A 13282-nucleotide genomic window follows, 5' to 3' on the forward strand; every position below is an offset into this window, starting at 1 on the left:
GAGTATAACGCGGCTCCGGTTCCCGCTTGCGCGGCACCCCCTCCAGTCCCCCCGATGTTCAGCTTCTTCAAGAAAAAGGTCGCGCCTGACCCGGCGGTTCCCGCTCCCGTCCTGCCCATCACCCCCGTTGCCGCTGCGGAGGCGAGCGGCGAGCGCAGTGGCTGGCTGGCCAGGCTGCGCCAGGGTCTGCGCCGCACGGGCAGCGGCATTGCGCAGGTCTTCACCGGCACGCGCATCGACGACGCGCTCTACGAAGAACTGGAGTCCGCTCTGCTGATGGCCGACGCCGGCGTCGCGGCCACGCAATTCCTGCTCGATGATCTGAAGCGCCGCGTCAAGGAGGCCAAGGCCACCGAGCCGATGGCGGTGAAGGCGCTTCTCGCCGAGGCGGTGGCCGAATTGCTGGAGCCTTTGCAGCAGCCGTTGCGGCTGGGCGAGCAGTCGCCGACGGTGATCATGGTCGTTGGCGTGAACGGGGCGGGCAAGACCACCAGCATCGGCAAATTGACGCGCCACCTGGCCGCGGCCGACCAGAAGGTGCTGCTCGCCGCGGCCGACACGTTCCGCGCCGCCGCACGCGAGCAGTTGCTTGCCTGGGCCGACCGCAACCGCGTCGAAATCGTCAGCCAGGAAGGTGGCGACCCGGCGGCGGTGACCTTCGACGCGGTGGTTGCTGGCAAGGCACGCGGCTGCGACGTGGTGATCGCCGACACTGCCGGTCGCCTGACCACGCAGGCGCACCTGATGGAGGAACTGAAGAAGATCCGCCGGACCATCGGCAAGGCGCAGGCGGGCGCGCCGCACGAGGTGCTGCTGGTCGTCGACGGCAACACCGGGCAGAACGCGCTGTCACAGGTGCAGGCGTTCGACGCCGCGCTGCAACTGACCGGCGTCATCATCACCAAGCTGGATGGCACCGCCAAGGGAGGCGTGCTCGCCGCGCTGGCGCTGTGGAACCGTGGTCGGGGACGGCCGCTGCCCGTCTACTTCATCGGCGTGGGCGAACAACTCGAGGACTTGCAGACCTTCGACGCGCAGGAGTTCGCGCAGGCGCTGCTCGGCTGATCCCGCAGAGGCGGTCGCGCGTTTCAGCGATCGCGCTTGTCGCTTCCGGACAGCGGCGCCGCGCCGGTATTGAACTCGTCGAACCAGGTCGACGGCGGCGGCTCGCGCATCTCGATGCGCTCGTCCTGCGTCGAGTCTCGCTGCGAGTCGTCGAACGGCGTCGGCCGCGAGGCACGCCGGCGGGTGTCGGCCACTGGCGCCGCCACGGATGGCGCCGCCGCTGCAGGAACCTTGGGCATGATCATTTCGCGCGTCGCCTCGACGGACGGCAAGGCGTTGTCGGTCCACACGTGCATCGGGATGCCTGCGGCCTTGAGCACGCGCGCCATGCGGTTCAGCCGCTTGCGCGAGCGTTCGCTCTCCGAGCCGGCCGGCGGCTGCACATTCACCACCGCCAGCACTTCGGTGGCCATGTCGCAGACCACCAGGTCGGCGCACTGCGTGCCGAGGCGGCGCAGCCATTCGGCGTAGGAATGGCGCGTCGGCACCTTCAGAAAGCGCGCCAGCGGCACCTGCGCCAGGATCATGTAACCAGGCAGAGCTCGCTCCAGCGTGCTGTAGGCCATCCGCTCGGCACTGGTCAGGATGCGCGTGGCCGTGGGTGGCCAGGAGGCCACGGTGTCGAGCCGGTTCGTCTCGGCGCCCCGGCCGCCGGGCCGCGAGCGGCGGCGCAACAGCACGGTCAACAGCAAGACCACGATCACGGCCAGCGCCGCGACAGCCCAATCAGGCATCAACCTTCCTCGACATACATTCTGAGGGGGGCAGCATAACGCGGCGCCGTGCAGGCGTCATCGCGGACGACGCTCAGCGCGGACCGCCCGGCAGCTTCATGCCGCCCATGCGCTTCATCATCTTCATCAGGCCACCGCCCTTCATCTTCTTCATCATGCCCTGCATCTGCTCGAACTGGTTGAGCAGGCGATTCACCTCCTGGACCTGCACGCCGGCACCGGCAGCGATGCGCCGCTTGCGCGTGGCCTTGATGAGGTCGGGCTTGCGGCGCTCCAGCGGCGTCATCGAGCAGATGATGCCTTCCATGCGGCGCACGTCGCGCTCGGCCCGATCCATGTCGGCCTGACCGAGATTGGCCGTCTTGCCGCCTGTCATCTGGGTGGGCAGCTTGTCGATCAGTCCCGACAGGCCGCCCATCTTCTTCATCTGCGAGATCTGCATCAGGAAATCGTTCAAGTCGAAGGCGTCGCCCGACTTCACCTTGTCCGCCAGCTTCTGCGCGGCAGCGACGTCGACGCCCTTCTGCACCTCCTCGACCAGGGCGACGATGTCGCCCATGCCGAGGATGCGGCCGGCGTGGCGCTGCGCGTCGAAAACCTCGAGGCCGTCGATCTTCTCGCTGGTGCCGGCGAACTTGATCGGCGCACCGGTGATCTGGCGCACCGACAGCGCCGCGCCTCCGCGCGCGTCGCCGTCCATCTTGGTCAGCACGATGCCGGTCAGCGGCAGGGCCTCCTTGAAAGCCTTGGCGGTGTTGATCGCATCCTGGCCCTGCATCGCATCGACGACGAAGAGTGTTTCGACCGGGCTCAGCGCGGCGTGGAGTTCGGCGATCTCCTTCATCATCGCCTCGTCGATGCCCAGGCGACCGGCGGTGTCGACCAGCAGTACGTCGAAGTAGTGTCGCCGCGCGTGATCCAGCGCGGCCTGGGCGATTGCCAGCGGCTTGTCGTTTGCTGTCGACGGGAACCACTCGGCGCCGGCCTGTTTCGTGACCGTTTTCAGCTGCTCGATGGCGGCCGGACGGTAGACGTCGGCCGAGACCGTCAGCACCTTCTTCTTGCGCTTGTCGATCAGGTGCTTGGCGAGCTTGGCGGTGGTGGTGGTCTTGCCGGCGCCCTGCAGGCCGGCCATCAGGATCACCGCCGGAGGCTGCGCGGCGAGGTTGATGTCGGCCACCCCGTCGCCCATGGTGGCGGCGAGTTCGCGGTTGACGATGCCCACCAGCGCCTGGCCCGGCGTCAGCGAACCGACCACGTCGGCGCCCAGGGCCTTTTCCTTCACGCGCGCGATGAAGTCGCGCACCACGGGCAGCGCGACGTCGGCCTCGAGCAGCGCCATGCGCACCTCGCGCAACATGTCCTGCACGTTGCTCTCGGTGATGCGGGCCTGGCCACGCATCGTCTTGACGGCGCGACTCAGGCGTTCGGTGAGGGTGGAAGCCATGCTGTGGCGCAGCCCGAGACCCGGGAGCGCGAAAGTACACTGTGAGCATGATTTTATCGTTCGGTCCCGAAGCGCCCGCGGGCTGGGCATTGGCCGTGCCCACGCTGGCGGCGCTCGTGGCCTATGCGGTCGCCGCGTTCCTGCCCGCGGTGCGCGAGGCCGCGACCCGCAATGCGCTGCTCGCCGGTTGGGCGATCCACGCGCTGGCCATCGCGGTCGACATCAGCGGCATCGGCGTGGATCACACCGGCGCGCGATTCGGCTTCGCACCGGCGCTGTCGGTGACGATGTGGTTGGTGCTGGCGGTGTACGCGGTAGAGAGCCGCTTCGTCCCGCTGGCCGGCGTGCGGCGCACGCTGGCGCTGCTCGGCGCGGCGGCGGTGCTGCTGGCATTCGTCTTCCCGGGCGAATTGCGGCCGAACGCAGTGTCGCGCTGGGCGCCGCTGCACTGGGTGCTGGGCATCGCTTCCTACGGACTGTTCGGTGCCGCGGTGCTGCACGGCGCGATGCTCAATCGCGCTGAGCAGCAGATGCGTCAGCATGCTGCCGCGCCGCCGACCGGCATGCCGCTGCTGCGCTTGGAGCGCCTGACCTTCCGCTTCGTCGGCGCCGGTTTTGTCGTGCTGTCGGCGGCGCTGCTGCTCGGCGCCTGGTTCGCGCAGCCTTGGCGCTGGGACCACAAGACGGTGTTCTCCATGCTGGGCTGGGTGGTGTTCGCGGCGCTGCTTGCGGGCCGACGTGCGTTCGGCTGGCGTGGCCCGCTGGCCACGCGCTGGCTGTACGGCGGTGCGGCCCTGTTGCTGCTGGCTTACGTGGGTTCGCGCTTCGTGCTTGAAATCCTGCTGCAGCGCGGGCCGGCGAACTGAGAGCAGACGCCGATGAAGTACCTGCTGCTCATTGCCGCCATCCTGCTGCTGGTGTGGCTGCTGCGTGGCTCGCGCCGCCGCAGCGAGCCTCCGCCCTCGCGACCCCGGCGTGACGCGCGCGCCCAGCCGATGGTTGCCTGCCGGCAGTGTGGTGTGCACCTGCCGCAGCACGAGGCGTTGCCCGGACGCGGCGGCATGTTCTGCGGGGAAGCCCATCGTGCCGAGTACGAGAAGCAACATCCGGCGGGCTGACGGGTCGGCCACCAGCCCCCGGGGGTGCCGATGAGCGAAGCACCGCGCAACCGCGAGCGACGCGTCGGGGACCGGCGCGCCCAGCGGCGGGCACCCACCGCCGACGAGTCCTGGTTCGGCGCCTTCGGATCCGCGGAGGACACGCAGGTCTCGCCCGACGATGCCACGGTGACGTCGGCGCCGGACAGTTCGACGCGCCCGGCAGCTTCGACCCTGGACTCGCGGCTGTTCTCGCGACAGGCCGAGCGCATCGTCAGCGCCGGCCAGACGGCCTTCGACCGCATCTACCGGACTTTCATCGGGGCGCGGGCGGCGCTCGGCGTTGCGCTGGTGGTGGCGCAGGCGATCACGGGGCTGTTCGGTGCGAGGCCCTCGCTCGAGGCCGCGCTCGTCAGCGTCGCCTATGGAACGATGGCGCTCATTCTGTGGCTGTTGCCACGCAGGCGCACCGTCGAGCCGAAGGCGCTGGCGCGTGTGTTCGGTGCGCCGTGGCTGTCGACGATCGGCATCGATCTGGTCGCCTTCAGTGCCCTGCACATGCTCGCTCCGGGCTCCAACCTCAACTACGTGGCGCTGCTCGTGCTGCCGGTGCTGATGGCCGGTGTGCTCACACCCCGACCGCTGGCCCTCGCGACCGCGGCGGCCGTGGCGATGATGCTGCTCGTTACCGCCTGGCTGGATGCGGGGGCCGGCGGCAGCATGACGCAGCTCATGGCGCAGGCGGCCCTGGCCGGCAGCGGCTTCTTCGTCATCACCGTGCTGGCCGGCGAGCTGGCCGGCCGCCTCGCGCGAGAAGAGCTCACCGCGCGCGGCAACATGGAAATGGCGCGCCAGCAGGCGGCCTTGAATCGCCTCGTCATCGAGGAGATGCAGGACGGCATCCTCGTCGTCGACCGCCGCGGCCGCGTCCGCGCCGCCAACCCGGCGGCGCGACGGCTGCTCGCACCCTCGGGCATGAGCCGCCCGGCACCGTTTCAGCTGCGCGGCGTCGAGGCGTGGTCGGGGCTGGTGCGCACGGTGGAGCAGGCCTTCATCGAGTCGAGCTGGCCCGAAGCCGGGCGCGACGTCACGCTCGAGTTCGAGCCGGGCTCGAGCCGCACCTTGCGGGTGCGCGTGCGCTTCACGCGCCACAAGGCGGCACAGGCGAGCGAAGACTTCTGCGTGCTGTTCCTGGAGGACGTGCGCAACATGCAGGCACGCAGCCGCCAGGAGAAGCTTGCAGCGATGGGCCGAGTGTCGGCGGGCATCGCCCATGAAATTCGCAATCCGCTGGCGGCGATCGCCCAGGCCAACGCCTTGCTCGCCGAGGACGCCACCGACGCGTCGCAGCGCCAGCTCACGCGCATGGTGGCGGACAACGTCGATCGCCTCAAGCGCATCGTCGACGACGTGATGGAGGTGGCGCCGGGCGAGGTGCAGGATCTGCGTGCGATCGACGCCACCGCACTGGTCGCCGCCGTGTGCAGCGACTGGGCTCGCGCGGCCGGCATCAAGCTCGACGAGCACAGCGTGCTGCGCGTGGAACTGCCGCCGCAGCCGATCGGCGTGGCCTTCGACGCCGAGCATCTGCGCCGCGTGCTCGTCAACCTGCTCGACAACGCGCTGCGCCACGCCAGCGGCGCGCCAGGCGCCGTCATGCTGCGGCTGGACTCGCGCGACGAGTCGCGGGCCTTCCTCAGCGTGGCCAGCGACGGTTCGCCAATTCCGCCCGAGGTGGAGCGCTACCTCTTCGAACCGTTCTTCTCCACGCGAAGTCGCGGCACCGGGCTGGGCCTGTATATTTGCCGCGAGCTGTGCGAGCGCTACGGCGCGAGCATCGACTACCGGGCCCGGGCGGGCGGCGACCCGCACTGCAACGAGTTCTTCGTGGTGATGCGCCGCATGCCGCTGACCGACACCGAAGCCCGACTGCACTTGACCTCATGACTTCCGCCTCGCATTTCAGCCTGTTGGTCGTCGATGACGAGCCCGACCTGCGCACGCTGTACGAGCTGACGCTGCTGCGCGAGGGCTACGACATCGAGACGGCAGCCACGGTCGAGGAAGCATGGATGCACCTCAAGGACCGCACCTACAGCGCCGTCATCACCGACATGCGCCTGCCCGACGGCACCGGCCTGGACCTGCTGCGGCGGCTGGAGGAGGCCGGCCGGCGCGAGAAGGCGATCGTGATCACCGCCTACGGCTCGGCCGAGAATGCCGTGGAGGCGTTGAAGGCCGGTGCTTACGATTACCTCACCAAGCCGGTGGACCTGAAACAGTTCCGCGCCGTGGTCGCCTCGGCGCTCGGCCGCGGCGGACCCACGGTGCCGACGATGGACCCGTCGACGCTGCCGTCGAAGGATGGCACGCTGCCTCAGGCGCGCATCCCGCGAGCGCCGACAGCGCCCACGGCACCGGTCAGCATCGCCCTTCGACGCATGGCGGGACATTCGGCGGCGATGCAGCAGGTGCGAGCCTTGGTCGAGAAGGTGGCGCGCAGCATGGCGCCGGTGCTGGTCAACGGCGAGTCGGGCACCGGCAAGGAGCTGGTCGCCCGTGCCATCCACGAGATCAGCCCGCGTGCTGCCCAGCCCTTCATCGCGGTCAATTGCAGCGCCATCCCCGAGCAGTTGCTGGAAGCCGAGTTCTTCGGCTACCGAAAGGGAGCGTTCACCGGCGCGGCCGAGGACCGCGAGGGCTTCTTCCAGGCTGCCAACGGCGGAACGCTCTTCCTCGACGAGATCGGCGATCTGCCGCTGTCGATGCAGAGCAAGCTGCTGCGTGCCATCCAGGAGCGCTCGGTGCGGCCGGTCGGCGCGGTGAGCGAGCAGGCCGTCAATGTGCGGCTGCTCAGCGCCACGCACAAGGATCTCGGCGCCGAGGTCCACGCGGGCAAGTTCCGCCAGGACCTCTACTACCGCCTGAACGTGATCCAGATCCGCGTGCCGCCGCTGCGCGAACGGCTGGAGGACCTGCCGGATATCAGTGAGCGCGTGCTCGAGCGCATCGCTCACGATGCCGGGGTGTCGCCGCCGCCGCGGCTCACGCGCGAGGCGTTGCAGCACCTCGCGCGCTACTCGTTCCCCGGCAATGTGCGCGAACTCGAGAACCTTCTGCACAGGGCCGTCGCGCTGTCCGGCGGCGAGACCATCGATGTGGCAGACCTCGGCCTGCCGGAGTCGGAGGTGGGAGAGCCATTTCTGAGCGAGGCGGAATCGTTCGACGCCATGGCCCGCGACGAACCAGCCGCCCGATTCCCTCCGCCCGTGGTGGCCATCCCCGTCGAGGAGGCCCTGCCGAGCAACCTGGCCGCGCATCTCGACGAAGTCGAGCGGGACATCCTGGTGCGGGCATTGGAGCGTCATCGCTTCAATCGCACGGCCGCCGGTGCAAGCCTCGGACTGTCGTTGCGGCAGATGCGCTATCGGATGGCGCGGCTGGGCGTCAACGTCGGCACCGACGGTGTCGGGGCCGATCGCGACTGAGACCGCGCGCGCCGTGAGGCCGCGCTGGTTCCGCGGGTGGTGGTCGCCGGCGCGGCGCTGCCCTTCGCCGAACTGCGGGCGTCGTCCTCCAGGTGCGGCGGTGTCGCTGCTGGTCGTGCACTCCATCAGCCTGCCACCCGGCGTCTACGGTGGCAATGCGATCGAAGAGCTCTTCACGAACCGACTCGACTGGCGCGCGCATCCGTATTTCGAGACGATCCGTGGGCTGCGCGTGTCGGCCCACTTCTTGATCCGTCGCGACGGTTCGCTGCTGCAGTTCGTGTCCTGCGATCGGCGGGCGTGGCACGCGGGGGTGTCGTCGTGGCACGGGCGCGAGAACTGCAACGACTACTCCATCGGCGTCGAGCTCGAGGGCCTCGAAGGCGACGCCTTCGAGGAGGCCCAGTACGTGTCGCTGTCTTCCCTTGCGGGCGGCCTGGCGCGGCGCTATCCGATCGAGGCGGTGGCCGGACACGAGCACATCGCCGCGGGTCGCAAGGGCGACCCGGGCCCGGCCTTCGACTGGGCCAGGCTGCGGGCCTTGTCGCTGGCGGCCGGCGTGACCGATTGGGACTTTCCCGAGAGTGCAACACGACGCAACAGCGAAGGCTGACGTGCACGCCGAGCGTCGGCGAGAACCGCGGCGCAGCCTGGCGCGCTGAATGCGTCGACGAGCGCGCAGGCGTGCGCCCTCGGCTCCGGGAGGGCCGGGTTCTCGCAGCGCGCGCAGCAGTCGCTAGCAACTCGGAGACGAACTGGCAAGCTCGCTTGCACGCTATCGCTAGTGCTTGAAGGCCAGGAGGACCCTAGATATAGTGTGTCGCCGTGCTATGCTCATTCCTCCTCCACAGCGCCGTGCTCGCCCCGTCGTCCGCTGCCGGCCTCCCGGTTGGCAGTGTGGCCGAGCAGCGTGCGCCGAGCTCATCTGCCATGTCGAATTGCGACCGCCCCTGAAGGGCGGTCCTCCTTCCTGTCGCCCTCGCCCATGACCATCGAAACTCTGCCCACGACCAACACAGGGGAAGCCATGCAAGCCATTCATGTCCCGACGTCCACGCCAGCTGCCGGCTTGCGCGCCCCGTCGACGTCGGCGGCAGCGTCGGCGTACCAGGGCTATCAGATCATTCGCCGCAACGGCGCCGTGGTGGCTTTCGAGCCCAACAAGATCGCCGTGGCGCTGATGAAGGCATTCCTCGCCGTGCACGGCACGCAAGGCGCTGCGTCGGCCAGCGTGCGCGAGACGGTTGATGGGCTGACAGAGGCGGTGGTGCGCGCCCTGTTGCGTTCGCGTCCGGGTGGCGGAACCTTCCATATCGAGGACGTGCAGGACCATGTCGAACTCGGCCTGATGCGTGGTGGCCACCACGAAGTCGCTCGCGCCTACGTGCTGTACCGTGAGCGCCGCGCCCAGGAGCGCGCCAGGCAGGTGCAGCGTGCCGTGCCGGCCGAACCGGTGCTGCATGTCACCGACAATGGACAGCGCGTGCCGCTGGACTTCGGTCGTTTGCAGGCGCTGGTGGAGTCGGCATGCGCCGGGCTGGGGGCCGACGTGAAGGCCGAGCCGGTGATCGCCGAGACGCGCCGCAACCTGTATGACGGTGTGCCGATTGGCGAGGTGCACAAGGCGGCCATTCTCGCGGCGCGTACGCTGATCGAGAAGGACCCGGGCTACACCCGGGCCACCGCGCGACTGCTGCTGCACACCATCCGCCGCGAGATCCTCGGCGAGGAGGTGACGCACGAGCAGATGCACAGCCGCTACGCCGAGTACTTTCCGGGATTCATCAGGAAGGGCGTGCAGGCCGAATTGCTCGACGAAAGGCTGCTGCAGTTCGACCTCGCCAAGCTCGGCGCTGCGCTGAAGGCCGACCGTGACCTGCAGTTCGACTACCTCGGCCTGCAAACGCTGTTCGATCGCTACTTCTTGCATGTCGACGAGGCGCGCATCGAGCTGCCGCAGGCCTTCTTCATGCGAGTGGCGATGGGTCTGGCGCTGGGCGAGATCGACCGCGAGGCGCGCGCGATCGAGTTCTACGAAGTGCTGTCGAGCTTTGACTTCATGAGCTCCACGCCGACGCTGTTCAACTCGGGTACGCGGCGCTCGCAGCTATCGAGCTGCTATCTGACGACTGTGTCGGACGACCTCGAGGGCATCTACGAGGCGCTGAAGGAGAACGCGCTGTTGTCCAAGTTCGCCGGTGGCTTGGGCAACGACTGGACGAACGTGCGTGCGCTGGGCAGCCACATCAAGGGCACGAACGGCAAGAGCCAGGGCGTTGTGCCGTTCCTGAAGGTGGTCAACGACACTGCAGTTGCCGTCAACCAGGGCGGCAAGCGCAAGGGCGCCGTGTGTGCGTATCTCGAAAGCTGGCACCTCGACCTGGAGGAGTTCCTCGAACTGCGCAAGAACACAGGCGACGACCGCCGCCGCACGCACGATATGAACACGGCGAACTGGATTCCCGACCTGTTCATGAAGCGCGTCGTGGAGGGGGGGGACTGGACGCTGTTCTCGCCCTCCACCTGTCCGGACCTGCACGACAGGTTCGGCAAGGAGTTCGAGGTCGCGTACCTGCGCTACGAGGCGAAGACGCAGACCGGCGAGATCAAGTTGTTCAAGAGGGTGCCGGCCAACGACCTGTGGCGCAAGATGCTCTCGATGCTGTTCGAGACCGGGCATCCCTGGATCACCTTCAAGGATGCCTGCAACGTGCGATCGCCGCAGCAGCACGTGGGCGTGGTGCACTCGAGCAACCTCTGCACCGAGATCACGCTGAACACCAGCGACACCGAGATCGCGGTGTGCAACCTCGGTTCGGTCAACTTGGCGCATCACCTGAAGGACGGCAGGATCGATCAGGCCAAGCTGAAGCAGACCGTGGCGACAGCGATGCGGATGCTCGACAACGTCATCGACATCAACTACTACGCCGTGAAGAAGGCGCGTGACTCCAACCTGAAACATCGGCCGGTAGGGCTCGGCATCATGGGCTTCCAGGATGCGCTGCACGAGCTTCGCATGCCCTATGCGTCGCAGGCCGCCTTGGAGTTTGCCGATCGTTCGATGGAGGCGGTGTGCTACCACGCCTATTGGGCCTCGACCGAGTTGGCGCAGGAGCGCGGCCGCTATTCGAGCTACCGGGGATCGCTGTGGGACCGCGGCATCCTGCCGCTGGACTCGCTGAACCTTCTCGAGGAGCAGCGCGGAGGCTATGTCGAGGTCGATCGCAGCACGTCGATGGACTGGGAAGCGTTGCGCACGCGCATTTCGGAGTACGGCATGCGCAACTCCAACTGTGTGGCGATTGCGCCCACGGCGACGATCTCCAACATCATTGGCGTCAGTGCCTCGATCGAACCGTCGTTCGGCAACCTGTCGGTGAAGTCCAACTTGTCAGGGGAGTTCACGGTTCTGAACGAATACCTGGTGCGCGACCTGAAGTCGCTGGGTCTGTGGGACGACGTGATGGTGATGGACCTGAAGCACTTCGACGGCTCGCTGCGCCGCATCGATCGTGTGCCCGAGGATCTGAAGTCGCTCTACGCAACGGCCTTCGAAATCGAGGCGCAATGGTTGGTGGAGGCGGCGGCGCGCCGCCAGAAGTGGATCGACCAGGCGCAGTCGCTCAACATCTACATGGCCGGGGCATCGGGCAAGAAACTCGACGAGACCTACAAGCTTGCCTGGCTTCGCGGGTTGAAGACGACGTACTACCTGCGAACCGTGGGCGCCACGCACGCGGAGAAGTCGACGGTGAAGGCGGGCAATCTCAATGCGGTGTCGAGCCATGCGGATGGCGGTCTGCTGGCGGGAGCCTCGGCGTCGCACGCGGAGGCTGCGAGCGACGTGAAGTTCTGCGCGATCGACGATCCGACCTGTGAAGCGTGTCAGTGAATCGAGCGGCGATTCGATGCGGGACAGCAACAAGCACTCGGCCCAAAAGTCAAGAAGTGCTTGGTGTTTCGATGCAACATTCGGATAATTGAAAAGATTGGGAAGAGAACATGCTTGTTTGGGACGACGAAGTTAAGCCCTCCAGATCACAAGGCGCGGTGAACGCGCAGGGACAAGCATCCGCGTTGCGCGTGCAGGAGCACGTCTTCCAAGCCGCGCCGGTCGCCGCTGACATCACTACGGCGCAAATTGCTGCTGATGCGCGCCGGGTCAAGGCAGCCGACAAGCGCATCATCAACGGTCAGACCGACGTCAACCAGTTGGTGCCGTTCAAGTACAAGTGGGCCTGGGAGAAGTACCTGGCGACCTGTGCCAATCATTGGATGCCGCAGGAGATCAACATGTCGCGCGACATCGCGACCTGGAAGGATCCGAACGGGCTGACCGAGGACGAGCGCCGCATCGTCAAGCGCAATCTTGGCTTCTTCGTCACTGCGGACTCTCTCGCGGCGAACAACATCGTGCTTGGCAGTTATCGGCACATCACGGCGCCGGAGTGCCGCCAGTTCCTGTTGCGCCAGGCTTTCGAAGAGGCGATCCACACGCACGCGTACCAGTACATCGTCGAGTCGCTGGGTCTGGACGAGAGTGAAATCTTCAATGCGTATCACGAGATCGCTTCGATCCGTGATAAGGACGAGTTCCTGCTGCCCTTCATCGAGCAGATCATGGATCCCGCTTTCCGCACCGGCACGACGCAGAACGACCAGCGCCTGCTCAAGTCGCTGATCGTGTTCGCCTGTCTGATGGAAGGACTCTTCTTCTACGTGGGCTTCACGCAGATCCTGGCGCTGGGTCGGCAGAACAAGATGACGGGCGCGGCGGAGCAGTACCAGTACATCTTGCGTGACGAGTCGATGCACTGCAATTTCGGCATCGACCTCATCAACCAGATCAAGCTCGAGAACCCGCATCTTTGGACGCCGGAGTTCAAGGCCGACGTGAAGGCGCTGTTCCTCAGGGCGGTCGAACTCGAGTATCGCTATGCCGAGGACACCATGCCACGCGGAGTGCTCGGCATGAACGCTTCCATGTTCAAGGGTTACCTGCGATACATCGCGAATCGCCGTGCGACTCAGATTGGCTTGGAGGAACTGTTCCCCAACGAGGAGAACCCGTTCCCCTGGATGAGCGAAATGATCGACCTGAAGAAGGAGCGCAACTTCTTCGAGACCCGCGTGATCGAGTACCAGTCGGGTGGAGCGTTGTCCTGGGATTGAAGGGTCCCGGGTCGCAGTCGCTCAGGTCAGTGCGAGAGATCAAGATTGGTGGGCCAGGGATGTCTGACGCAGAAGCAGCGTCTTGGGCCACGGTGGATTCATCGGATCGGGGCGTCCCTCCTGGACAGTCCTCGGGCGATGGATGGCCACGTTGCCTCGGCCTCAAGGCGAGGGGGCGTGGTTCTTTTTTAACTTGATCAAGGAGAACTGTGATGGCAACTGCGAAGAAGGCTGCGGCGAAGAAGGCCCCGGCGAAGAAGGCTGCGGCGAAGAAGG

The 13282-nt window shown here is 67.0% G+C and carries 10 protein-coding genes; 8 read left to right on the plus strand and 2 right to left on the minus strand.

Features of this window, described 5'->3' with window-relative positions:
- The first annotated feature begins 54 nt into the window (after positions 1–54).
- Positions 55–1065: a signal recognition particle-docking protein FtsY gene (gene ftsY / locus Q0599_RS25470; RefSeq protein WP_298826513.1), complete on the plus strand. Its 1011-nt coding sequence runs from the start codon at positions 55–57 to the stop codon at positions 1063–1065.
- 23 nt (positions 1066–1088) lie between these two features.
- On the opposite strand, the gene Q0599_RS25475 is transcribed toward ftsY, so the two are convergent.
- Both Q0599_RS25475 and ffh read right to left on the minus strand, forming a co-directional pair.
- Positions 1089–1799, minus strand: coding sequence for a DUF2726 domain-containing protein (locus Q0599_RS25475; protein WP_298826510.1), 711 nt, complete (start codon positions 1797–1799; stop codon positions 1089–1091).
- Between the two features lie 73 nt (positions 1800–1872).
- Positions 1873–3246 carry a signal recognition particle protein gene (gene ffh, locus Q0599_RS25480; protein ID WP_298826507.1) on the minus strand — a complete coding sequence of 458 codons (1374 nt, stop codon included), beginning with the start codon at positions 3244–3246 and terminating at the stop codon, positions 1873–1875.
- Between the two features lie 47 nt (positions 3247–3293).
- Here ffh and Q0599_RS25485 point away from each other — a divergent pair, with 47 nt between their 5' ends.
- The 7 genes from Q0599_RS25485 to Q0599_RS25515 all read left to right on the plus strand — a co-directional run bounded on the left by Q0599_RS25485 (position 3294) and on the right by Q0599_RS25515 (position 13006).
- A complete protein-coding gene (locus Q0599_RS25485; RefSeq protein ID WP_298826504.1) occupies positions 3294–4112 on the plus strand; it encodes an inner membrane protein YpjD in 819 nt (272 codons plus the stop codon).
- 12 nt (positions 4113–4124) lie between these two features.
- Positions 4125–4364 (plus strand): PP0621 family protein, encoded by a 240-nt coding sequence (locus Q0599_RS25490; protein ID WP_298826501.1) that lies wholly within the window; start codon positions 4125–4127, stop codon positions 4362–4364.
- Positions 4365–4394: 30 nt separating this feature from the next.
- Complete coding sequence (locus Q0599_RS25495; protein ID WP_298826499.1) at positions 4395–6290, plus strand: ATP-binding protein; 1896 nt, start codon at positions 4395–4397, stop codon at positions 6288–6290.
- Positions 6287–7831: a sigma-54 dependent transcriptional regulator gene (locus tag Q0599_RS25500; RefSeq protein ID WP_298826497.1), complete on the plus strand. Its 1545-nt coding sequence runs from the start codon at positions 6287–6289 to the stop codon at positions 7829–7831. The genes Q0599_RS25495 and Q0599_RS25500 overlap by 4 nt, the downstream gene beginning before the upstream one ends.
- 13 nt (positions 7832–7844) lie before the next feature.
- Positions 7845–8444, plus strand: coding sequence for a 1,6-anhydro-N-acetylmuramyl-L-alanine amidase AmpD (gene ampD / locus Q0599_RS25505; RefSeq protein ID WP_298826495.1), 600 nt, complete (start codon positions 7845–7847; stop codon positions 8442–8444).
- A gap of 414 nt (positions 8445–8858) precedes the next feature.
- Positions 8859–11726: a ribonucleoside-diphosphate reductase subunit alpha gene (locus tag Q0599_RS25510; RefSeq protein WP_298826494.1), complete on the plus strand. Its 2868-nt coding sequence runs from the start codon at positions 8859–8861 to the stop codon at positions 11724–11726.
- A 110-nt stretch (positions 11727–11836) separates the two neighbouring features.
- Positions 11837–13006: a ribonucleotide-diphosphate reductase subunit beta gene (locus tag Q0599_RS25515; RefSeq protein ID WP_298826493.1), complete on the plus strand. Its 1170-nt coding sequence runs from the start codon at positions 11837–11839 to the stop codon at positions 13004–13006.
- The last annotated feature ends 276 nt before the right edge of the window (positions 13007–13282 follow it).

Origin of the sequence: uncultured Piscinibacter sp. (genome assembly GCF_937952055.1) — a bacterium.
Classification (GTDB): domain Bacteria; phylum Pseudomonadota; class Gammaproteobacteria; order Burkholderiales; family Burkholderiaceae_C; genus Piscinibacter.